The 20,109-nt window shown below is 69.9% G+C and carries 23 protein-coding genes; 5 read left to right on the forward strand and 18 right to left on the reverse strand.

Features of this window, described 5'->3' with window-relative positions:
• Position 1 precedes the first annotated feature (1 nt).
• The 5 genes from IEZ27_RS10235 to IEZ27_RS10255 all read right to left on the reverse strand — a co-directional run bounded on the left by IEZ27_RS10235 (position 2) and on the right by IEZ27_RS10255 (position 4,031).
• Positions 2–397: an NADH-quinone oxidoreductase subunit A gene (locus IEZ27_RS10235; protein WP_125643844.1), complete on the reverse strand. Its 396-nt coding sequence runs from the start codon at positions 395–397 to the stop codon at positions 2–4.
• A gap of 64 nt (positions 398–461) precedes the next feature.
• On the reverse strand, positions 462–1,715 hold the full coding sequence (locus tag IEZ27_RS10240; protein WP_125643846.1) for a geranylgeranyl reductase family protein: 1,254 nt from the start codon (positions 1,713–1,715) through the stop codon (positions 462–464).
• Between the two features lie 188 nt (positions 1,716–1,903).
• Entirely contained in the window at positions 1,904–2,209 is a 306-nt protein-coding gene (locus IEZ27_RS10245; RefSeq protein WP_308427267.1) for a DUF397 domain-containing protein, read from the reverse strand.
• Positions 2,209–3,087, reverse strand: coding sequence for a helix-turn-helix domain-containing protein (locus IEZ27_RS10250; protein ID WP_189646995.1), 879 nt, complete (start codon positions 3,085–3,087; stop codon positions 2,209–2,211). Before IEZ27_RS10250 ends, IEZ27_RS10245 begins: the two co-directional genes overlap by 1 nt.
• Before the next feature lie 227 nt (positions 3,088–3,314).
• Positions 3,315–4,031 carry a demethylmenaquinone methyltransferase gene (locus IEZ27_RS10255; RefSeq protein WP_189646996.1) on the reverse strand — a complete coding sequence of 239 codons (717 nt, stop codon included), beginning with the start codon at positions 4,029–4,031 and terminating at the stop codon, positions 3,315–3,317.
• Between the two features lie 172 nt (positions 4,032–4,203).
• Between IEZ27_RS10255 and IEZ27_RS10260 the strand changes: the two genes are divergently transcribed.
• Entirely contained in the window at positions 4,204–5,409 is a 1,206-nt protein-coding gene (locus tag IEZ27_RS10260; RefSeq protein ID WP_189646997.1) for a hypothetical protein, read from the forward strand.
• Here IEZ27_RS10260 and IEZ27_RS10265 read toward each other — a convergent pair.
• Entirely contained in the window at positions 5,406–5,624 is a 219-nt protein-coding gene (locus IEZ27_RS10265) for a DUF4229 domain-containing protein (protein ID WP_125643856.1), read from the reverse strand. The two genes, IEZ27_RS10260 and IEZ27_RS10265, sit on opposite strands and share 4 nt — an antisense overlap.
• A 257-nt stretch (positions 5,625–5,881) precedes the next feature.
• On the opposite strand from IEZ27_RS10265, the gene IEZ27_RS10270 reads away from it, so the two are divergent.
• Complete coding sequence (locus tag IEZ27_RS10270) at positions 5,882–6,103, forward strand: BldC family transcriptional regulator (protein WP_026214226.1); 222 nt, start codon at positions 5,882–5,884, stop codon at positions 6,101–6,103.
• Between the two features lie 181 nt (positions 6,104–6,284).
• Here the strand turns inward: IEZ27_RS10270 and IEZ27_RS10275 are convergent, their stop codons facing one another.
• Complete coding sequence (locus IEZ27_RS10275; protein ID WP_125643857.1) at positions 6,285–6,527, reverse strand: hypothetical protein; 243 nt, start codon at positions 6,525–6,527, stop codon at positions 6,285–6,287.
• Between the two features lie 10 nt (positions 6,528–6,537).
• Positions 6,538–7,527 carry a hypothetical protein gene (locus tag IEZ27_RS10280; protein WP_189646998.1) on the reverse strand — a complete coding sequence of 330 codons (990 nt, stop codon included), beginning with the start codon at positions 7,525–7,527 and terminating at the stop codon, positions 6,538–6,540.
• A gap of 124 nt (positions 7,528–7,651) precedes the next feature.
• Between IEZ27_RS10280 and IEZ27_RS10285 the strand changes: the two genes are divergently transcribed.
• Complete coding sequence (locus IEZ27_RS10285; protein WP_125643861.1) at positions 7,652–7,939, forward strand: PLD nuclease N-terminal domain-containing protein; 288 nt, start codon at positions 7,652–7,654, stop codon at positions 7,937–7,939.
• On the opposite strand, the gene ccsA is transcribed toward IEZ27_RS10285, so the two are convergent.
• The 5 genes from ccsA to IEZ27_RS10310 form a co-directional block, all read right to left on the reverse strand.
• Positions 7,936–8,892 (reverse strand): cytochrome c biogenesis protein CcsA, encoded by a 957-nt coding sequence (gene ccsA, locus IEZ27_RS10290; RefSeq protein WP_189646999.1) that lies wholly within the window; start codon positions 8,890–8,892, stop codon positions 7,936–7,938. The two genes, IEZ27_RS10285 and ccsA, sit on opposite strands and share 4 nt — an antisense overlap.
• Positions 8,882–10,444 carry a cytochrome c biogenesis protein ResB gene (gene resB / locus IEZ27_RS10295; RefSeq protein WP_189647000.1) on the reverse strand — a complete coding sequence of 521 codons (1,563 nt, stop codon included), beginning with the start codon at positions 10,442–10,444 and terminating at the stop codon, positions 8,882–8,884. Before resB ends, ccsA begins: the two co-directional genes overlap by 11 nt.
• Positions 10,444–11,166, reverse strand: coding sequence for a cytochrome c biogenesis CcdA family protein (locus IEZ27_RS10300; RefSeq protein ID WP_189647001.1), 723 nt, complete (start codon positions 11,164–11,166; stop codon positions 10,444–10,446). The genes resB and IEZ27_RS10300 overlap by 1 nt, the downstream gene beginning before the upstream one ends.
• The gene (locus IEZ27_RS10305; protein ID WP_125643869.1) at positions 11,159–11,722 is read right to left on the reverse strand and encodes a TlpA family protein disulfide reductase; all 564 of its coding nucleotides are present in this window, start codon (positions 11,720–11,722) and stop codon (positions 11,159–11,161) included. The genes IEZ27_RS10300 and IEZ27_RS10305 overlap by 8 nt, the downstream gene beginning before the upstream one ends.
• A gap of 72 nt (positions 11,723–11,794) precedes the next feature.
• Positions 11,795–12,433: a histidine phosphatase family protein gene (locus IEZ27_RS10310; RefSeq protein ID WP_189647002.1), complete on the reverse strand. Its 639-nt coding sequence runs from the start codon at positions 12,431–12,433 to the stop codon at positions 11,795–11,797.
• A gap of 241 nt (positions 12,434–12,674) precedes the next feature.
• Between IEZ27_RS10310 and IEZ27_RS10315 the strand changes: the two genes are divergently transcribed.
• Positions 12,675–13,535, forward strand: coding sequence for a DMT family transporter (locus IEZ27_RS10315; RefSeq protein ID WP_125643873.1), 861 nt, complete (start codon positions 12,675–12,677; stop codon positions 13,533–13,535).
• A 30-nt stretch (positions 13,536–13,565) separates the two neighbouring features.
• On the opposite strand, the gene IEZ27_RS10320 is transcribed toward IEZ27_RS10315, so the two are convergent.
• On the reverse strand, positions 13,566–14,486 hold the full coding sequence (locus IEZ27_RS10320) for a LysR family transcriptional regulator (protein WP_189647003.1): 921 nt from the start codon (positions 14,484–14,486) through the stop codon (positions 13,566–13,568).
• Between the two features lie 183 nt (positions 14,487–14,669).
• Here IEZ27_RS10320 and IEZ27_RS10325 point away from each other — a divergent pair, with 183 nt between their 5' ends.
• Complete coding sequence (locus tag IEZ27_RS10325; RefSeq protein ID WP_189647004.1) at positions 14,670–15,569, forward strand: EamA family transporter; 900 nt, start codon at positions 14,670–14,672, stop codon at positions 15,567–15,569.
• Here IEZ27_RS10325 and hemL read toward each other — a convergent pair.
• The 4 genes from hemL to IEZ27_RS10345 all read right to left on the reverse strand — a co-directional run bounded on the left by hemL (position 15,511) and on the right by IEZ27_RS10345 (position 20,093).
• A complete protein-coding gene (gene hemL, locus IEZ27_RS10330; protein ID WP_189647005.1) occupies positions 15,511–16,800 on the reverse strand; it encodes a glutamate-1-semialdehyde 2,1-aminomutase in 1,290 nt (429 codons plus the stop codon). The genes IEZ27_RS10325 and hemL overlap by 59 nt on opposite strands.
• Positions 16,801–16,848: 48 nt before the next feature.
• Positions 16,849–17,478 (reverse strand): bifunctional DNA primase/polymerase, encoded by a 630-nt coding sequence (locus IEZ27_RS10335; RefSeq protein ID WP_189647006.1) that lies wholly within the window; start codon positions 17,476–17,478, stop codon positions 16,849–16,851.
• A 129-nt stretch (positions 17,479–17,607) separates the two neighbouring features.
• Entirely contained in the window at positions 17,608–18,591 is a 984-nt protein-coding gene (gene hemB / locus IEZ27_RS10340) for a porphobilinogen synthase (protein WP_189647007.1), read from the reverse strand.
• Entirely contained in the window at positions 18,588–20,093 is a 1,506-nt protein-coding gene (locus tag IEZ27_RS10345) for a bifunctional uroporphyrinogen-III C-methyltransferase/uroporphyrinogen-III synthase (protein WP_125643885.1), read from the reverse strand. The genes hemB and IEZ27_RS10345 overlap by 4 nt, the downstream gene beginning before the upstream one ends.
• Positions 20,094–20,109: the final 16 nt, after the last annotated feature.

A 20,109-nucleotide genomic window follows, 5' to 3' on the forward strand; every position in this document is an offset into this window, starting at 1 on the left:
TTCAGTCCCAGTCCAGACCCTTGCGGCGCCACACGTACGCGTAGGCGACGAGCACGGTGACGATGAACAGCAGCATCTCGACCAGCGCGAACAGCCCGAGGCCGGACGCGATGGTGTCGCCCGCGTCGTTCTTCAGCGGCGCGAAGGAGACCGCCCACGGGTAGAGGAAGATGATCTCGATGTCGAACACGATGAAGAGCATCGCGGTGATCATGTATTTGAGCGGGAACCGTCCGCCACCGACCGGCTGGGGCGTCGGCTCGATGCCGCATTCATAGGCGTCAAGCTTGGCGCGGTTCCAGCGCTTGGGGCCGGTGAAGGGAGCGATGGCGACCGAGAAGATCGCGAAGCCCCCCGCGAGAACGGCGAGCACCAGGATGGGCACGTAAAGGTCCATCGCTACGCCTCCTCTGGAGTCGCCGCGCGCGCGGGCGCGCAGCTTGATGTGTCTGTCGTGGGAATCATGCTGGTGGGGCGACCTTCGAGAGTGCGTTGATGATCATGTCGGACGCATCGCCTCGCCGGTCGGTGAGATTACCAAGGAGTTTGAGCGCGAAGCGCATCAGCCTCGGGTGAGGCAGGCCGTGCCTGGTCCCGAAGCGCATCACACCCGGTTTCCCAATCGCCTCGACGAACAACCTCCCTAGGGTGAAGTAGCCGCCGTAGGCGTCCTTCATCACTTGGGGGTAGGTCCTCAGGATTCGCTCCCGCTGGGCGGCGGTGGTGTCCCTGAGGGCCTTCGCGATGATCTCGGCGGCGATCTCGCCGGTCTCCATGGCGTAGGCGATGCCCTCGCCGTTGAACGGGTTGATTGACCCGCCGGAGTCACCCACGAGGATAAGACCCCGCGTGTAGTGCGGCTGCCTGTTGAAGGCCATCGGGAGAGCGGCGCCGCGGATGGGGGCCGTCATGTTCTCCTCGGTGAAGCCCCAGTCGGCCGGCATGGCCTTGCACCAGCGCTTCAACAGGTCGCGGTAGTCGATGTTGCCGAACTGGGCGCTGGTGTTGAGCAGCCCGAGCCCGACGTTGGCGGTGCCGTCGCCGACGCCGAACACCCAGCCGTAGCCGGGCAGCAGCGTGTCGCCGTCCCACAGCTCCAGCCAGGTCTCCAGGTAGTCGTCGTCGTGGCGGGGGCTCTCGAAGTAGGTGCGGACGGCCACGCCCATGGGCCGGTCCTCCCGCTTGTGCAGGCCCATGCCGATCGCGAGGCGGGTGCTGTTGCCGTCGGCCGCCACGACCACCCGGCTGCGGTACGTCGCGCCGTCCTTGGTCCGTACGCCCACGATGTGGCCGCTGCGGTCGTCGAGCACCGGCCCGGTCACGGTGACGCCCTCCATGAGGCGTACGCCGTTCTTGACCGCGTTGGCCGCGACGATCTGGTCGAAGTCCTGGCGGGTGCGTACGAGCCCGAAGTCGGGGAAGCGCTCCAGCTGCGGCCAGTCGAGCTCGAAGCGGTGTCCGCCGCCGACGACGCGCAGACCCTTGTTCCTGATCCAGCCGGGTGCGTCGATGTCGACACCCATGTTGAGCAACTGCTTGACGGCACGCGGCGTCAGGCCGTCGCCGCAGACCTTCTCGCGGGGGAACCTGGTCTTCTCCAGGAGCAGCACGTCGAGACCGGCCTGAGCGAGGTAAAAGGCGGTTGCGGAACCGGCGGGACCGGCGCCGACGACGATGACGTCGGCGTCAGCCTGTATGGCTGGTGGCACGGTCACTGGACTGTCCTGTCCTGTCCTACACGATCGAAGGCCTCGGGGTCTTGCGCCTTCGTTCCTTTGTGAACCCCTTCACAAACTTGTCGGCCCGCAGTCTACTGCTTTTCCTGTACATAGTGGCAGTCGGGGTACGGTTCCCGGACACAAGAAGGCCCTCCGTCGTCAACGAAGGGCTTGGCACTGGAGCGTCAGACTTCGAACTCGGCGTTGCGCACTCCACCGATGAACGCCCGCCACTCCCCGGGCGTGAACGTGAGGACCGGACCACGGGGATCTTTGGAGTCGCGCAACAACACGTCACCGGTCGCGCTCCGGGCAAACTCTACGCACTCGCCGGCGGCCGCGCTGAGACTGCTCTTGCGCCATCCGTCCGGCGAGACAGTGAGGCCGCTCATCGGACGGACTACCTCCCCAGTCTCATTGGTCTCGACCAATGACGGTAGCCAACTGAAGATCGGCCAGGCCTTCAAGACACGCCGCGATAACCATGTCATTACAATTGATCTGCCAACGAGGTGATGAAATCGCGTGATTCCTCCTCGTCCATGGCGGCGTCCTCCAGCAGGTCGAACACGAGCGAATACTGGAAGGCCGTCTCCTCGTCCTCGGTGAGGGTGAACGACGGGAAGTTCTCGTAGTAGACGACCTCCCCCGAGACGCTGCCGAGCACGGGCATCGCGGGGAAGCTGAGCAACATGAAGTTGGTGATGTCAGTGGGGTGCGGCCGGTCCAGCCTGAGCACCCGGACGGTGATGTTCGGCAGGTCGCCCAGCTCGGCCAGGTGGAGGAGCTGGTCGCGCATCAGCTTGGCGTCCCCGTCGCCGAAGCGCCGGCGCAGCACGGCCTCGTCGAGCACGGCCGAGTAGCGCAGCGGCGGCTCCTTGCGCAGCAGGTGCTGGCGGCGCATCCTGGCCCGGATCCGGCGTTCGATCTTGCCCGGCGGCACCAGTTCGACCGCGCGGTGGAGCAGGCCGATCCGGGTGGCGTACTCGCGGGTCTGGAGCAGGCCGGGGAGCGAGAAGGTGTGCCAGGCCCTGACCCGGCTGGCGCCGTCCTCCAGGCCGAACAGTTCCAGCACGGGCTCGGTCACGACGTCGGAGTAGGACTCCCACCAGCCCTTGGCGCCGTCGTTGCCGGCCAGCGCGAGCAGCAGGTCGCCGCGCTCGCCGTCGATCCCGTAGTGGCGCAGCAGCTCGGCCACGTCCTTGGCGGACGGCGCCACCTGGCCGTTCTCCATCCTGGAGATCTTGGACGTCGACCAGCGGAGCGACCTGGCCACCTGTACGCCGTTGAGCCCCGCGTCCTCGCGTAACCGGCGCAGCTCGGCGGCGAGCTTCCGGCGACGGAGTGTGGGATTGATTTCTCCGATCATCCGGGCTCCTTCCGAAAATTCGAGGACATATGCCCGGAATGCACGATGGGCAATCCTCGCCGGGAAGACCTGGTTTCGTCCCGGAAAAAGTCCCTGCGGTCATCCCAGCGGGAATTGCACAGGGTCTCCCCCCGACACATCCTCACAGTAGTCCGCGAAGCCCGAAACGAGCAGAAAGGCGGAAGGCGAATCCTGGAACTTTCGCCGCCCGTCCACGGTCGAGGCACTCAGGCGGGCTTGAAGCCCCTGTGTACGGCGACGATGCCCAGCGACAGGTTGCGCCAGGCGACCCGCTCCCAGCCGGCGTCGAGGATCGTCCGGGCCAGCGTCGGCTGGTCGGGCCAGTCCCTGATCGACTCCGCGAGGTAGTCGTAGGAGTCGTCGTTGGAGCCGAACACCTTGGCCACCTTGGGCAGGGCCTTCATCAGGTATTCGCGGTAGACCAGGTCGAACGGCGCGAACGTCACGTGCGAGAACTCCAGGATCACCAGCCGCCCGCCGGGCCTGGTCACCCGGAGCATCTCGCGCAGCGCCAGCCCGGTGTCCTGCACGTTGCGCAGCGCCACGGAGATCGTCACCGCGTCGAAGGCGTCGTCGGCGAACGGCAGCCGCATCGCGTCACCGGCCACGAACGGGATGCCGGCCCCGGTCAGCGAATTGCCGCCGTGGCGTCGCACGCCCGTGCGCAACATGCCGAGGGAGAAGTCGGAGGCGATCGCGCGGGCGCCGAGGGCGGTGAAGCTGTCGGTGGAGGTGCCGGTGCCCGCCCCGAGGTCGAGCACGACCTCGCCGGGACCCGCGTCGACGGCCGCGGCCACGGCCTTGCGCCAGAGCCTGACCTGCCACAGCGAGGCCACGTCGTTGACCAGGTCGTAGCGCCGGGCGGTGCGATCGAACATCGCGGCGACCTCGTCCGGCTGCTTGTCCAACTGAGCGCGCGTCATGCGGACAAGAGTACCCACGCGATCTGCGGTGGCGGCGCCGGGCATTACGGCCTTTGACCAGCTATGACGGAACAGGCCCGGACCGGCGGGCAGGCTCGCGGAGAGCCAGACCCTTACGGCAATCAACACAAAGTAACGGCACCGCTACCGAACGTCTGCTAGTTGTTGGTGAATGCTTGCCCGTGTCGCCCTTGCGGCGATCATCGCCTCGGCCCCCGTCGCCCACCCCCGCGTGGTCTCGGCCGACCCGGTCGACAACACCCCCCACGTCCTCGACGGCATCGTCAACGCCATCGCGCTGGTCGGCGGCACCGTCGTCGTCGGCGGCTCGTTCAGCGAGGTCGGCGATGCCGCGCGGACGTACACGCTGCGCCGCGCCAACCTGTTCGCCTACGACCTGGCGACCGGCCGCATCCTGCGCGACTTCGCGCCGTCCGTCGCCGGGCCGGTCTACGTGCTGGCCGCCGGCGACCACGACACGGTCTACGTGGGCGGCGCCTTCCCAGGTGTCGACAACACCCGTGCCCGCGCGCTGGCCCGGATCGGCGTCCCCGACGGGCGGCTGGTCGGCGGCTTCTCTCCCGGCATCGAGGGCGGCATGGTCACGTCCCTGGTCAGGAACGGTCCCAAGCTCTACGCCGGCGGCGACTTCATCCGGCCGCGGGTCGCCCTGGCCGGGCTGGACGCCACGACGGGGGCGGCCGACCGGGGGTTCGCCGTCACGCCGGGCGAGCCGCTGACGGCCCGGGTGAAGGTGCAGTCCCTCGCCTGGTCGGGCGGGCGGCTGGCGGTCGACGGCTCGTTCACCACGCTCGACGGGAAGTCCAGGCCGCAGCTCGGGCTGATCGACGTCAGCGGGCCGGTGGCGAGGGTCGCCGACTGGCGCACCGCGACGTACGAGCCGCGCTGCGCGCAGGCGTTCCCCTCCTATGTGCGCGGGCTGGACTTCGCCCCCGACGGCCGCTCGTTCGTGGTCGTCACGACCGGCGGCCCCAAGGGCCGCATGTGCGACACGGCCGCCCGGTTCGAGACGTACGCGAGGGGGGTGGACGTCCGGCCCACCTGGGTCAACGCCACCGGCGGCGACTCGCTCTACGCGGTCGCGGTGACCGGCTCAGCGGTCTACGTCGGCGGTCACCAGCGATGGCTGAACAACCCGCAGGGTCGCGACTCCGCCGGCCCGGGGGCGGTGCCCCGGGAGGGCATCGGCGCCATTCATCCGATCACGGGAAAGGCGCTCGCCTGGAATCCCGGCCGCGAGCGCGGCATCGGCGTGAAGGCATTTCTGGCGCACAAGACAGGTCTACTTGTCGGTAGTGACACAACGCGACTCGGACGGGAGTACCATGCCCGGATTGGCATGTTCCCCCTGCCCTAGTCGTCCTCCGGCTTCGGTCGGCCGATCCTGTCGCTGAGGCGTGAGCTGACGGCGTCACGCTGCCGAGACAGCAGCACGTAGCTGGCCACGCCGCTGATCACGAAAGCGGCTGCGAGCAGGATCAGTGGGTTTTGCAGGCCGACGAGGTAGAGAACACCCAGGGTCACGACAAACAGGCCGATCCGCGACGCGGTGTAAACGAGAACAGGATGCACAGGTTCGAGGTTACTCGTCCCTGCGTAGCGGTCGCTCTTCGCATCGGACGCGAGCGCTGCTACTGTTCCCAGTTAGGGTGTTTCGTAAAGAAACACCCACGAGAGCCCCAAAGAGGCTCTATCATATAACAATCGGGCAGTCAGCTGATAACAACCCGTGATCTTTGTAGAAAACCACGGATAAATCAGGCTTCGCTCGACACACTGGTTACCTGTCCGCCCGCTGGCAGGAAGCGGGATGCGAGGGGGAGAGATTGGTGGAGAGTAGCAGCGAGCGTCTGCTGACCCCAGGAGAGGTTGCCGCCCTCTTCCGGGTAGACCCAAAGACGGTTACGCGCTGGGCAGCGGCAGGCCGCATCAGCAGTATCCGCACCCCCGGAGGGCACCGGCGCTTCCGCGAGTCGGAAGTGCACGCCCTTCTTCGAGGCGAGGACGTTCTCACGGCCGACAGGCCAGCAGGTGAGTCCCCGCGCGTCTGACGTTCCGTCTAGTCGGTGATCCTGCGATCCGCCAGGATCACCGCTGGCGGGACCTCATGCCGCCGCACCATGCGTCTCACCGTGCGTGAGGCGACAGCACACGCGTGCTTCCCGGCTCACACCTCCGGACGGCAGGCTCGGGGCGGCGCCAACCGCCGACCGTGGCTGGCGCCTGTCCTCCTCAAGCGTCCTCTTGGCTGGCCTTGAACGCCAGGAACTCGCGTTCCAGATCGTCGTTCTCCTCTTCCCAGCGACGACGGCGCTCGGCCGCCTCCTCCTCGGTCAGCGACTCGGGCAGCCATTTGTCGTAGTCGGGATCGCCGGGCTGCACGTCCACGTACGCGTTGCCGATCAGACGCCCGTCTTCGCTGGTCAGGCTCTGCGGCACGCGCAGGGTCCCGTCAGCGAGCCGGATGACGTACATGGCTGATCACCTAGATTCCGTAGCGCCGGTTGAAGAAGAGCATGACGTCGAGCGCCATCCGCGTGTCACCGCCGAGCATGTCCACCAGGGCGGGGCGCTGGCGGGCGGCGATGGCGGCGAAGGCGTCGGCGAAGAACTCCTTGCGGCCCAGGCCGTTGCCCTGGCGGTGGAAGGTCGAGGCCAGCTTGGGGAACGCGTTCTCGTAGAGCCGGACGAACTCCGGCGAGTCCGACACCCATTCGCCGTGGAAGGAGTCGAGGTCGTCGATAGCGTGGCCGACCTCGTGCATCATCACGTCCGGCGTGGGCGAGGGCCGGTCGCCGACCACGATCTTGCGGTCGCCGTACGCGCCGGCGCAGATGTCCCAGGTGGCGCGGCCCGACGGGAGCGGGGCGCCGCGTAAGTAGCCCATGTCGTCGAGGTCGGGTACGCCGCCGCTGCCGACGTAGATGCCTTCGAGGCCGGTGGCCAGCAGTTCCTTGAGCCGGTCGGGCAGCCGGGCCAGGCTCTCCACCGCGCGTACGGCGTCCTTGGAGGGCGGGCCGTGCCGGGCGTCCCACTGGCGGTGGAGCACCTTCTCCAGCTTGCCGCAGTGGCGCAGGCCGTCGCCGATGGAGGGGGCCTCCGGCCTGTTGGGCTGGGCCCTGGGTGGCGTGTCGTCGAGCTCGAAGTCGTACCAGGTGTAGCGGGGGCGTTCGGCGACGGCGGCGGGCAGGCGTTCCCCGCGCTCGCGCAGCGAGACGCCGTCCCACGTCACCTCGCGCCGCTGGGGGCCGCCGGGGCGGGCGAACGGTTCGGGCCGCCGCTCACCAAGCCGTTCCCCGCGCCGCTCCGCGCCGTTGAGCGGCCCGCTCGGGACCTCGGGGCGGCTCTCCCTCGGCCGGGACCAGAAGGAACGGTCCGCGTCCGGAGGAGCCTCGTCACGCCGCGAGAACAGGTACGACCCGCGCCGCCACCAACGCCCGCGCCGATGTCGGCCCTTGTCGTGAGAAAAGGCCATCGCACCCCTTCACGCCGCGTCTACGCCGAACCGGGTTCCACGGTACGACGCCGATCTTCCCGAGTCATCCGAAACGGGACATCGCCCGGCACGATCACGTCGCGAATGGCTTACAGTTCGGGTCATGGCAGGTGTTCTGATCGGCCTGGCGTTGCTGGCCTTCTGGCTCTTCTCGCTCTTCGACGTCATCACCGCACCGGAAGAAGAGGTCCGGAACGTACCAAAGGCCCTGTGGGTCCTCATCGTGGTGCTGATCCCGCTGCTCGGCGGCCTGATCTGGATGCTGCGCGGCCGGCCGAAGGTCGTACGCGACCCGTGGCCGGTGCCTCCGGGCCCGGGCATGCCGAAGGGCCCGGACGACGACCCCGACTTCCTGAGAGATCTCGACCGGCGGATGCGCGGCGAGGACTAACCGCTGACGTCGGCGTAGCTGTGCAGGCCGGAGATGAAGATGTTGACGCCGATCAGGTTGAACATCAGACACCCGAACGCCAGCAGCTGCACGATCATGGCGGCCCTGCCCCGCCAGCCGACCGTCACCCTGGCGTGCAGGTAGGCCGCGTACGCCACCCAGGTGATGAACGACCAGACCTCCTTGGGGTCCCAGCCCCAGTAGCGGCCCCAGGCCCGGTCGGCCCAGAGCGCGCCGGCGATGACCGCGAACGTCCACAGCGGGAAGGACAACACGATCGCGCGGTGGGCCACCCGCTCCAGGTCGTCGCGGCTCGGCAGGCGCGAGAGCCCGTCGCCGCGCACCAGGAAGAGCACGCCCGACACTCCGGCCAGCGTGAACAGCCCGCTGGCCAGGATCGCGGCGCTGACGTGGATCGCGATCCAGTACGAGTTCAGCGCCGGCACCACGGGCCCGGCCGCCGTGTAGAGCACCTTGACCGCGAACCCGAGCCCGAGAGTGGCCGCGACCATGACGAACGCGCCCAGGAAACGCACGTTCTGGCGCACCTGGGTGAACAGGAACGCGGTCACGGCGGCGAAGCAGATGGCCACCACGAACTCGTACATGTTGCCCCAGGGCCACCGGTCGACGGCGAGGCCGCGGGTGATGATGGCGCCCAGGTTGCCGACCCAGCCGATCCAGGCCAGCACGAGCGCGATCCGGCCCGCGAGGGCCGCGACACCTCCCTTGACCGGCTCGGGGACGGCGACGGCCTCTTCGGGCTCGACGTCGCCGCCCGAGGGAGCTCCGGCCATGACGGGCTGCCGGGCGGCCCGTTTCACGGCGGCCTTGCCCAGAACGGCCCTGCCGAAGGCCAGCTCCATCGCGAAGCCCACCATGGCGATGATGTAGAGCAGGACGGTGGCGACGACGAAATTGTCGCTCAACCCGGCGAGTTGCTCAGCGGACATCCTGTTCTCCTGCTGATAGAGCCTTGACGATGTCGGCGAACTCCTCGGTGAAGCCCGCCGCGGAGCCCTCGGTACGGGTCAGGCCGCCCACGTCGACCCGGCCTTCCTTGACCCGCACCCAGACACGGCGGCGGCGGATCGTCAGCGACAGCGCGATGGCGATGACCGCGACCGCGGCCGCGACCAGCGCGGGCACACGCCCGGGGTCGTAGGCGGTCTGGAGGGTGATCCATTCCTTGACCCCGGTGAACTCCAGCTTCCCGGCCCCGCCGGGCAACTCGACCGACCCGCCCACCGAGATCGGCTTGGCCGAGAACGATCCTCGGACCACCGGGACGATCTTGTCCTTGAGCTCGCTCGGGATGATCTCGTAGACCGACTGCGGCTTGCCCGAGCGCATGCCGAGGTCGCCCGCGTAGCCGCCGATGAGCTGCACCTGCGGCTGGAGCTCGGCGGGGAAGGCCGAGGCGTAGGTGCCGTCGGTGAGCGGCACGCTGGTCGGCAGGAAGCGCAGCAGGAACCCGAGCTGGGACGGCTGCGCGTCGGGCACCTTGACGGCGCACGACGAGGTCAGCGTGGCCTTCTGGTCGATCAGGCAGGCCACGGCCCCCTCGTAGGCGACCTGTCCCTTGCCGTCGGTGACCTTGAAGATCGGCGCGTAGCCGTGGCCGAGCAGGTACGTCTGCGTGCCGTCGACCTCCAGCGGCTCGTTGACCTTGAGCTCGTAGTCGCGGCCCGGCGCGCCCGGCTCGTCGTGCACCTTCAGGAAGGCGGAGTAGTCGAGCTCCTGGCCCTTCTTGTCGCCCGCGACCTGGTAGGTGACCTTGAAGTCGGACAACTCGAAGGAGAACGGCTGGAGCGACTCGGCCGAGACCCGGCTGCCGGGGATGAACCTGTCGTAGGCGGCCACCGTGTTGGCGAAGCCGTCGCCCTCGACGACCAGGACGTTGCCGCGGTAGCCGTACAGCGAGCCGAAGCCGACCGCGAGCAGGATGCCGAGCAGCGCGATGTGGAAGAACAGGTTGCCGGTCTCGCGCAGGTAGCCCTTCTCGGCGGCCACCCAGCCGTCGCCGGTGACCACGCGGAAGCGCAGCTTGCGCAGCCGCCTGGCGGCCTCCTCCGTGGTCAGGTCGCCGTCGAAGGAGTCGGAGTGAGGCAGGCGGGACAGGTTCTTGGGGGCGGCCGGCGGCTTGCGGCGCAGCTCGCGCAGGTAGGTCGTGGTGCGCGGGATGATGCAGCCGACGAGCGAGGCGAACAGCAGCAGGTAGACCGCGGCGAACCAGACCGAGGTGAAGACCTCGAAGAGCTGGAAGCGCTCGTACCACTCGGCCAGGGACGGGCTCTGCTGGTAGATCAGCGCCACTTTGTCGGGCTCGACGCCGCGCTGGGGGATCAGCGAGCCCGGGATCGAGCCGAGCGCGAGCAGGAAGAGCAGGATGAGCGCGGTCTTCATCGAGGTGAGGGTGCGCCAGCCCCATCTGACCCAGCCGACCGGCCCCAGCCGGATCTGCTTGGGCTCGTGGTTCTCGCGTACCAGCTCGTCGACGCTCATCAGATCACCGGCTCGAATCCGCCGATGAGCCCCTGCATGGCCGCGATCATGGCTCCCCAGAGCCCGGTCACGAGCAGCAGCCCGACGGCCACCATCATTCCCCCGCCGATCCTGGTGATCAGCCGGCTGTGCTTGCGTACGGCCCGGAACGTGCGCAGGGCCTTGCTGTAGGCCAGGGCGGCGGCCACGAAGGGCAGGCCGAGACCGAGCGCGTACGCGACGGCGAGCAGCGCGCCGCGCGAGGCGCTGCCCTCGTTGAGCCCGAGTGTGAGCACGACGGCCAGCGTGGGGCCGATGCACGGCGTCCAGCCGAGCCCGAACACCACGCCGAGCAGCGGCGCGCCGGCCAGGCCCGCGGCCGGCAGCTTGTGGATGCGCACGTCGCGCATCAGGCCGGGCAGCACGCCCAGGAAGGCCAGCCCGAGCAGGATGGTCAGGACGCCCAGCACCCGCGTGATGATCTCCGCGTTGCCGATCATGACCGACCCGAGCCCGCCGAACAGCGCGCCGCCGAGCACGAACACCAGCGCGAACCCGGCCACGAACAACACCGTGCCGAGCACCAGCCGCCCCCGCTTGGGATCGGCGCTCATGCCCGTCACGTACGACAGATAACCCGGAACCAGCGGCAACACGCACGGCGACAGGAACGACACCACCCCGGCCAGCACCGCGATCGGCACCGCGAGCAGCAGCGAGCCCGAGGCGACGACGTCACTCATCGCGCACCTTGGTCACCGTGTCCATCAGGTCGGTGTACTTGACCGCGCCGAGCGCCCGGGCCGCGACGCGCCCCTGCCGGTCGATGATCAGCGTGGACGGGATCGCCGCGGGCGGCACGGTGCCCTGGAAGGACAGCGCGACCTTGCCCGGCTGGTCGAAGATGTGGGAGTAGCCCGTCTGCTCGGTGCGCTCGAAGGCGATGGCGTCGGCCTTGCGGTCCTTGAAGTCGATGCCGATGAACTGCACGTCGCCCTTGGTCTTGCCGGCGACCTCCTTCAGCACCGGCGCCTCGGCCCGGCACGGGCCGCACCACGACGCCCAGAAGTTGAGCACCACGACCTTGCCCTTGTGGGCGGCCAGCGAGGCGGTGCCGCCGTCGAGCGTGGGGCCCTCCACCGGCGGGGCCGGTTTACGGTCGGCGGCCTCGAAGATCTGGATCTTGCCGTCGCCCGCGACGAACCGGGTGTCACCGACCTGTGGTTGCCCGCTCTGGTTGCCCGCGCAACCCGCGGCCAGCGCGGCCAGAAGAACGAGGGAGATGGACGTCGCGCGCACGGAGGAAAGATCTCCTTGTACTACAACCGGTAGAGCTTGCAACTCTACCGGCGGGGCCGGATGGCCCCGACATCAGGCCCCGGGTATGGAAGGCCCCGAACTGAGCGATCCGGCCGGTTCGCTGTAGCCGACGCTGACCAGGCGATCGCCCTCGAAGGTGAACGTGGTGAGGCTGGCCAGCGCGCACTGCCTGCGGCGCGGGTCGTGCCACAACCGGCGGCCCTCGGCGGCCATCCTGATGGTCCAGATGGGGAGCTGGTGGCTGACCAGCACGGTCTCGTGCCCGCGCGCGCCCGCCCTGGCGTCGTCGATCACCGACTTCATGCGCGCCACGATCGCCGGGTACGCCTCCCCCCACGACGGGCGCAGCGGGTTCCAGAAATAGCGGTAGTTGCGCGGATTGCGGAGGATGGCCAGCCCCTGGCCGACCTGGCGGCCCTGCAGCATGTTCGCCGCTTCGAGCAGACGGTCGTCCTTGATCACGTCGAGGCCGAGCTTGTCGGCGAGCGGGGCCGCGGTCTCCAGCGCGCGTTCGAGCGGCGAGCTGTGGAGGGCGACGATGTCGCGGCCCTCGACGGCCTTCGCGACCGTCTCGGCCATGAGCCTGCCGGTGTCGGACAGGTGGTAGCCGGGCAGCCTGCCGTACAGGACGCCTCCGGGGTTGTGCACCTCACCGTGGCGCAAAAGGTGGACGACGGTCGTTTCAGCCATGGTGTCGCACAGCCTATCCGCTTCGCTGCCGGGCATAGTCAGGGCCCGCCTGGTCCGGCATTTCGCGTAAAGGTAAAGTCGAACTGACTGCGCCTAGGGTTCCGCGTCCGGCTCGCCTCCCCCACCCCACAACCAGAGCCGGAGGACAGGTCCGAGCGGCGCCGCGGCCTGCCGGGCCGTACAGCTGACGGGACAAAAGCCTGGAGGCTCCTCTCCGCTCTGTCTGGAAGGAGTCGCCCGGATGAGTCCTTGGGCGCTGGCCCTCATCCTCGTCGCCGCCGTCGCGCACGCCACCTGGAACCTGCTGAGCAAGAAGGCGTCCCAGGCCGACGGCATCGTCTTCCTCTGGCTGATCGGGGTCGTGGCCACAGTGGTGTGGAGCCCGCTGTTCGCCGGGTTCCTGGTGGTCACCGGCACCCGCCTGACGTGGGGCGACCTCGCCGTGATCAGTGGCAGCACGGCGCTGCACCTGGGCTACTTCGTCCTGCTCCAGCGCGGGTACGGCACCGGCGACCTGTCGCTCGTCTACCCCGTCGCCCGCGGTACGGGACCGATGCTGGCCAGCCTGGTCGCCGTGTTGTTCCTGGGCGAGCATCCGGCGCCGGCCGGCGTGGCCGGGATCGTGCTCGTCGGGGTCGGGGTGTTCATGATGAGCGGCGGCGCGGCCGGGAGCGGCGACCTGCGGGGGCTGCTGTCCGGGCTGGTCGTAGGGCTGTTCATCGCCGGCTACACGGTGTGGGACTCGCAGGTGGTCAGCGCGTTCGCGGTGGCGCCGATCATGCTCAACTACCTCGGGGAGGTCGGCCGGGCGCTGGCGCTCACGCCGTTCGTCGTCGGGCGCAGGCGGCGGCTGATCGGGGCCGTGTGGCGGGAGCACCGGTCGCGGGTGGTGGGCGCGGCGTTCCTGATCTTCCTGTCGTACCTGCTGGTGCTGGTCGCGTTCACGATGGCGCCGGTGAGCGTGGTGGCGCCGGCGCGGGAGGTGAGCGTGCTGATCGCGGTGGTGCTCGGCGGGCGGCTGCTGGCCGAGGGCGACCTGCGGCGCAGGCTGCTGGCGGCGGGCGTGATCCTCGGCGGCGTGGTGGCGATCGCGCTCAGTTGAGCCCTATCGGCGGCTCGGTGGCGATCGGGATCAGTTGAGCGCCCAGGCGTTCTCCTTCTGGCGGCTGACGCCGAGCAGGGCCTCGACCGTGGCCCTGATCGCGGGACGGCGGGCGGCGTCGGTCCGCCACACCGCGTAGAGGCGGCGCGACTGGCGCGGCGCGATCGGGATCAGCCGCACCCCGTCGGGCACGCAGTCACGGCCCAGGCGCGGCACGATCGCGCAGCCGAGCCCGGCGGCGACCAGCGCGAGCTGGGTCGGGTACTCGTCGGCCATGCAGGCGATCTCCGGCTCCAGCGAGGCGTTGCGCAGCGTGAACACCAGCCAGTCGTGGCAGACGGTGCCGGGCGAGGAGCTGATCCACCGCTCGCCGTGCAGTTCGGCCAGCCCCAGCTCTCTGCGTCCGGCCAGCGGGTGGTCGGCCGGGATCGCGATGTCGGCCACGTCGTCGAGCAACGTGGCCCTGGACAGGCCCTCGGGCATGGCCATGGGCCGGTTGAGCCAGTCCTGGATGACGCCCAGGTCCAGCTCGCCCCTGGACACCTCGCGCAGCACCCGTTCGGGCTCCCGTTCGAAGAGCTGGACGTGCAGGTCGGGGTGGCGTTTCTTGAGGGAGACGATCGCGCCGGGCATCAGGCCGCGGGTGGCGGTGGCGAACGAGGCGATGTTCAGCCGGCCGACGACCTCGCCGCGCAGTGCCTCGAAGTCCGCCTCCGCGGTCTCGACCAGGGCGAGGATGCGTTCGGCGTGCTCGGCGAGCAGGCCGGCGGCGTCGGTCAGCCGTACGCCGCGGCCGCTGCGTTCCATGAGCCGGGCGCCGGTCTCCCGTTCCAGCTTGGCGATCTGCTGGCTGACGGCCGAGGGCGTGACCATGAGGGCGTCGGCCGCCGCCCCGACGGACCCGTAGACGTGCACGGCGTGAAGTGCCTTGAGCCGGTTCAGGTCCAACATGTAAGCCAGACTAAAGGGTTTAGCGTAGAAAGTCTCGCTTGTCCCTGTATCTGAAGCAGATGAAAATATATGCATGCGAATCATTAAGAGCAGGAAGCCCGAGACCCGTTCCACCTCGTACCTGAAGGTGCTGGCCGAGCAGGCCCGCGAGCAGCGCAACCGGTACCAGAAGACCCGCTCTGCGTGAGCCCCCGCCACCTCGCCCTCGCCGTCGGCCTCGCGGCCGTGTGGGGCTTCAACTTCGTCGTCATGCAGGTCGGCCTGAAGTACTTCCCTCCCCTGCTCTACGCGGGGATCAGGTTCACCCTGGCGGCGTTCCCCGCCCTGCTGCTCGCGGGGCGGCCCGGAGTCCCGTGGCGCTGGGTCGCCGGGGTGGCGGCCACCCTCGGAGTGGGCCAGTTCGGCCTGTTGCTCGTGGGCATGCGAGCGGGCATGCCGGCCGGGCTGACCTCCCTCGTCCTGCAGATGCAGGCGTTGTTCACCGTGCTGTTCGCGGTGACGCTGCTCGGTGAGCGGCTCACCGCCCGCCGCGTCCTGGGTCTGGCGGTCGCCTTCAGCGGCCTGGCCCTGGTCGCGTTCGACTTCGGGGTGTCGGGGCCGCTGGGCGCCTTCGCCCTGTGCGTGGCCGCCGCGGCCGCCTGGGGACTCGGCAACGTGGTGCAGCGCAGGGCCGCGCCGCCGGACTCGCTGCGGTTCATGGTCTGGGTGAGCGCCTTCTCCGCGCCGCCGCTGTTGCTGCTGTCGCTGCTGCTCGAAGGGCCGCCCGTGCTGGCCGCGCCCGCCGAGGGGTGGTTGTCGCTGGCCTACGTGGCCTTCGTCTCGACGCTCGGCGGGTTCGGCGTGTGGGGCTGGCTGCTGCGCCGGTACGACGCCTCGACCGTGGCGCCGTACACGCTGCTCGTGCCGGTGTTCGGCATGTCGTCGGCCGCCCTCGTGACCGGCGAGTCGCTCGCCTGGACCGAGATCCTGGCCGCGGCCCTCATCGTCTCCGGCGTGCTCTACGCCGGTTCCAGGCCGCGCCGGGCTACGACACCGCCGCTGCCGCCTTCGCCGCTGCCGGCAGGGCGTCGGCGATCCGGTTGAGCGCCTCGTCGTCGTGGGAGGCCGACAGGAACCACGCCTCGTACGCCGACGGCGGCAGATAGACCCCCTGGTCGAGCATCGCGTGGAAGAACGCGGTGAACGCCGCGGTGTTCTGGCTCCTCGCCTGGTCGAAGTCGCGCACCTCCGCGTCGGCGAAGAAGATCGAGAACAGGCTGCCCGCCCGCTGCAACCGGTGGGGCACGCCCGCCTTCGCCAGTGCCTCGGCCGCCGCGTCACCCACCGCGAGCGCGGCGGCGTCGACGCGCGCGTAGGCGTCGGCGTCGAGGGCGCGCAGGGTGGCCAGGCCGGCGGCGCACGCCAGCGGATTGCCGGACAGGGTGCCCGCCTGGTAGACCGGGCCCTCCGGGGCCAGGTAGGCCATCACGTCGGCCCGGCCGCCGAACGCCGCGGCCGGCAGGCCGCCGCCCATGACCTTGCCGAACGTCATGAGGTCGGCGTCGACCGGGTCGAGGCCGTACCAGCCGGCGGGTGAGACGCGGAAGCCGGTCAGCACCTCGTCGACGATGAGCAGCGCGCCGTTGGCCGTGCACAACTCGCGCAGGCGGGCGTTGAAGCCGTCGAGCGGCGGGACGACGCCCATGTTGGCCGGGCACGCCTCGGTGATCACGCAGGCCACGTCGGCCGCGGCGAACGCCTCCGCCACCGCCTGGATGTCGTTGTACGGCAACACGATCGTGTCGGCGGCCGACGCCCCGGTCACCCCCGGCGTGTCCGGCAGCCCGAACGTCACCACACCCGACCCGGCCGAGGCCAGCAGGGCGTCGACGTGCCCGTGGTAGCAGCCGGCGAACTTGATCACCTTGGACCGCCCGGTGAAGCCGCGCGCCAGGCGTACCGCGCTCATCGTCGCCTCGGTGCCGGAGCTGACCAGGCGCACCTTCTCGACCGGCGCCATCCGGGAGACGATCTCCTCGGCCAGCTCGACCTCGCCGGGCGTGGCCGTGCCGTAGGAGAAACCGTGGGCGACCGCGCCGGTGACGGCCTCGACGACCGCGGGCGCACGGTGGCCGAGGATCATCGGCCCCCAGGAGCAGACCAGGTCGACGTAGCGGTTGCCGTCGACGTCGGTGATGTAGGGCCCCTGGCCCGAGGCCATGAAACGCGGAGTGCCGCCCACCGCGCCGAACGCGCGCACGGGCGAGTTGACGCCGCCGGGCACCACCTCTCGGGCGCGGGCGAACAGGTCCTCGGAGTTCTGTGTACGGCTCACCCGACCCAGGTTAGCCCCGGTCACCCGTGCCCTCGCAGCAGGGCGTGGTCAGTCGGCCAGCCATTCCAGGATGCGCAGCGGGTCGGGCAGCGGACGGCCGTCCGGCGGCCGGAGCCAGGAGACCTGCTGGCCCGAGGGCAGCGTCGAGGGCGGCGCAAGCACGTAGCTGTCGCGGCAGTGCCAGCGCAGGCCCGGTGTGTCGTCGATGGTGGCCGGGTCGCAGTCGAGCTGGCAGGACCACCATTCGTCCTCGTCCTCGGGGTTGCCGCGGGTGGCCACATAAAACAAGACCCGGTCGCCTTGAGCGGCGACCGGGCCTGAGTGGGCTCCTGCGGCGTCAATCCTCGTGAGGGCGGACAGGCCGGAGGCGAGCGGTACGTCGAACACGTCGAACACGCGTCCGGTGGGCAAAATCACGTTGGCCTCGGGCTCGCTCTCCCACCAGCGGGTCAGCAGCGCCATGTCCGTCGTGGCCTGCATGTGCCAGGCGGGCGAGAGCGGATGGGCACCGGGATCGGGACAGCCGATCCGGTCGCACGAACACGCGCGGGGCCCCTGACGCAGCGGAAAGGCACCCGGTACGACGGGCCAGCCCAGCGAGGCGTACTCCAGCACAGAATCGATGCGCGTCGGGCGCGACCGCTTTTTGGTACGCCGAGCCAGTGGTACCCCCACCATGGTGTCTCCCGTCGAAGTCCAGCGCCTGAGGAGGTCCCGGCTCCGGGCCGTTCGCACACGCGGGACACACCAGCACTTGTTATCGCACTCTAACGCACAGGCCACAGGAGTTGACGGGAAACCCCTTGGTTAGAGCCCTCGTGCCACTTCCGTGGCCCAGTAGGTGAGGATCAGGTCGGCGCCGGCGCGCTTGATGGCGACCAGCGATTCCATGATCACCCGGTCGCGGTCGATCCAGCCGTTGGCCGCGGCGGCCTCGACCATCGCGTACTCGCCGCTCACCTGGTACGCCGCCACCGGAACGTCCACGGCGTCGCGTACGCGGGTGATGACGTCGAGGTAGGCCAGCGCCGGCTTGACCATGACGGCGTCGGCGCCCTCGGCCAGGTCGAGCCTGACCTCGCGCAGCGCCTCCTCCGGCAGACCGGCCGGATCCTGCTGGTAGGTGCTGCGGTCGCCGAACTGCGGCGCGCACTCGGCCGCGTCGCGGAACGGGCCGTAGAAGGCGGAGGCGTACTTGACGGAGTAGGCGAGGATCGGGATGTCGCCGAAACCGGCGCCGTCGAGCGCGGCGCGGATGGCGCCGACCTGGCCGTCCATCATGCCGCTCGGCGCGATCATCTGCGCGCCGGCGGTGGCCTGGGCCACCGCGACCGAGGCGTAGCGCTCCAGCGTGGCGTCGTTGTCGACGTCGCCGGACGGGGTGAGGATCCCGCAGTGACCGTTGTCGGTGAACTCGTCGAGGCAGGTGTCGGCGATGACCACGAGGGCGTCGCCTACCTCGGCGTTCACCTCGCGCAGCGCGACCTGGAGGATGCCGTCGGGGTCGTCGGCCGCCGATCCGGCGGCGTCCTTCACCGCCGGGACGCCGAACAGGATCAGCCCGCCCACGCCCGCCTCGGCCGCGTCGTGCGCGGCCTTGCGCAGCGAGTCGCGGGTGTGCTGGAACACGCCCGGCATGGAGGCCACCGGCCGCGGCTCGTCGATGCCCTCCTTGACGAACATCGGCAGGATCAGGTCCGCGGCGTGCAGCCGGGTGTCCGACACCATCCGCCGCAGCGCCGGGCTGCGGCGCAGGCGCCGGGGACGAGCGATGGGGTACTGGGCGCTCACTTGGCTCTCCTCCTGGCGCCACGGCGGTTCTGGGAGGGCTTGCGCGGGCTGTCACCCGCGGCCACGGCCGCCTGACGCTGCTTGGCACCGAACTCGGCCAGCGCTGCGGCCAAGGCGGATGCGGATGGCTTGTCGGACATGACGTCGACCCGGAGCCCGAACTCCTCGGCCGTCTTGGCCGTCTGCGGCCCGATCACCGCGATCACGGTGACGTTGTGGGGCTTGCCGGCGATGCCCACGAGGTTGCGCACGGTGGAGGACGAGGTGAACAGCACGGCGTCGAACCCGCCGCCCTTGATCGCCTCGCGGATGGGCGCGGGCGGCGGCGCGGCGCGCACCGTCCGGTACGCCGTCACGTCGTCGCACTCCCAGCCCAGCTCGGTCAGCCCGGCCACCAGCGTGTCGGTCGAGATGTCGGCCCGCGGCAGCAGCACCCGGTTGATCGGGTCGAGCATCGAGTCGTACGGCGGCCACTCGGCCACCAGCCCCTCGGAGGACTGCTCGCCCGAGGGCAGCAGGTCGGGCTTGACGCCGAACTCGACCAGGGCCTGCGAGGTGGCCTCGCCCACGGCGGCCACCTTGAGGCCGGCGAAGGCCCGCGCGTCGAGGCCGTACTCCTCGAACTTCTCGCGTACGGCCTTGACGGCGTTGGCGCTGGTGAAGGCCACCCATTCGTAGCGGCCGGTGACCAGGCCCTTGATGGCGCGGTCCATCTGCTGCGGCGTGCGCGGCGGCTCGACCGAGATGGTCGGGACCTCCTCGGGCACCGCGCCGTAGGCCGTGAGCTGCTCGGACAGGCTGCGCGACTGCTCCTTGGTACGGGGAACCAGCACCCGCCAGCCGAACAGCGGCTTGGTCTCGAACCACGACAGCCTGTCGCGCTGCCCGACGGCCTCGCCGACCACGATCAGCGCGGGCTCGGTGAAACCGGCGTGCTTCAGGTCGGCCTGGAGCCGGCCGAGCGAGGACACGACGGTGTACTGCTCGGTGGTCGTACCGCCGCTGCTCACCGCGACCGGCGTGGTGTCGGGCTTGCCGCCCGCGATCAGCGCCTTGCCGATGGCGACGGCCTCGGTGATGCCGTTGTAGATCACCAGCGTGCCGCGGGTGGCGGCGTGGGACGTCCAGTCCTGCTCCTGCGCGGCGTCGACGACGCGGAACTCGGGCACGGCGGTGGCCGCCGGGATGCCGGCGTAGGTGAGCACCGCGGTCGCGGGCGGTACGCCCGGCACGATCTCGAAGTCCACCTCCGCCGCCACGCAGGCCGCGACCTCGTCGTCGATCGAGGAGAACAACATGGGGTCGCCCGCGCACAGGCGCACCACGAGCTGCCCGGCCTTGGCCCGCTGGACGTAGTCGCCCTCGGCGACCTCGACGCCCTCGCGGCAGTACTTGAGCAGCGGGCCGAACTGCTCGTCGTCGAGCACGACGGCGTCCGCCTTGCCGAGAAGTTCGGCGGCGCGGAGCGTCAGCAGGTTGGGGTCACCGGGACCCGCCCCCACGAAGGCGACGAAACCG

The sequence above is a fragment of the Nonomuraea spiralis genome, assembly GCF_014648435.1.
GTDB classification, from domain to species: Bacteria; Actinomycetota; Actinomycetes; order Streptosporangiales; family Streptosporangiaceae; genus Nonomuraea; species Nonomuraea spiralis.

Bases quoted from the DNA above. Each gene is read 5' to 3' on its own strand.
- IEZ27_RS10255 (WP_189646996.1), bottom strand. From the start codon at position 4,031: ATGACGCGCGCTCAGTTGGACAAGCAGCCGGACGAGGTCGCCGCGATG.
- IEZ27_RS10275 (WP_125643857.1), bottom strand. From the start codon at position 6,527: ATGTACGTCATCCGGCTCGCTGACGGGACCCTGCGCGTGCCGCAGAGC.
- IEZ27_RS10245 (WP_308427267.1), bottom strand. From the start codon at position 2,209: ATGACATGGTTATCGCGGCGTGTCTTGAAGGCCTGGCCGATCTTCAGT.
- IEZ27_RS10250 (WP_189646995.1), bottom strand. From the start codon at position 3,087: ATGATCGGAGAAATCAATCCCACACTCCGTCGCCGGAAGCTCGCCGCC.
- IEZ27_RS10300 (WP_189647001.1), bottom strand. From the start codon at position 11,166: ATGAGTGACGTCGTCGCCTCGGGCTCGCTGCTGCTCGCGGTGCCGATC.
- IEZ27_RS10320 (WP_189647003.1), bottom strand. From the start codon at position 14,486: ATGTTGGACCTGAACCGGCTCAAGGCACTTCACGCCGTGCACGTCTAC.
- IEZ27_RS10260 (WP_189646997.1), top strand. From the start codon at position 4,204: ATGCTTGCCCGTGTCGCCCTTGCGGCGATCATCGCCTCGGCCCCCGTC.
- resB (WP_189647000.1), bottom strand. From the start codon at position 10,444: ATGAGCGTCGACGAGCTGGTACGCGAGAACCACGAGCCCAAGCAGATC.
- IEZ27_RS10310 (WP_189647002.1), bottom strand. From the start codon at position 12,433: ATGGCTGAAACGACCGTCGTCCACCTTTTGCGCCACGGTGAGGTGCAC.
- IEZ27_RS10335 (WP_189647006.1), bottom strand. From the start codon at position 17,478: ATGGTGGGGGTACCACTGGCTCGGCGTACCAAAAAGCGGTCGCGCCCG.
- IEZ27_RS10280 (WP_189646998.1), bottom strand. From the start codon at position 7,527: ATGGCCTTTTCTCACGACAAGGGCCGACATCGGCGCGGGCGTTGGTGG.
- IEZ27_RS10235 (WP_125643844.1), bottom strand. From the start codon at position 397: ATGGACCTTTACGTGCCCATCCTGGTGCTCGCCGTTCTCGCGGGGGGC.
- IEZ27_RS10285 (WP_125643861.1), top strand. From the start codon at position 7,652: ATGGCAGGTGTTCTGATCGGCCTGGCGTTGCTGGCCTTCTGGCTCTTC.
- IEZ27_RS10315 (WP_125643873.1), top strand. From the start codon at position 12,675: ATGAGTCCTTGGGCGCTGGCCCTCATCCTCGTCGCCGCCGTCGCGCAC.
- ccsA (WP_189646999.1), bottom strand. From the start codon at position 8,892: ATGTCCGCTGAGCAACTCGCCGGGTTGAGCGACAATTTCGTCGTCGCC.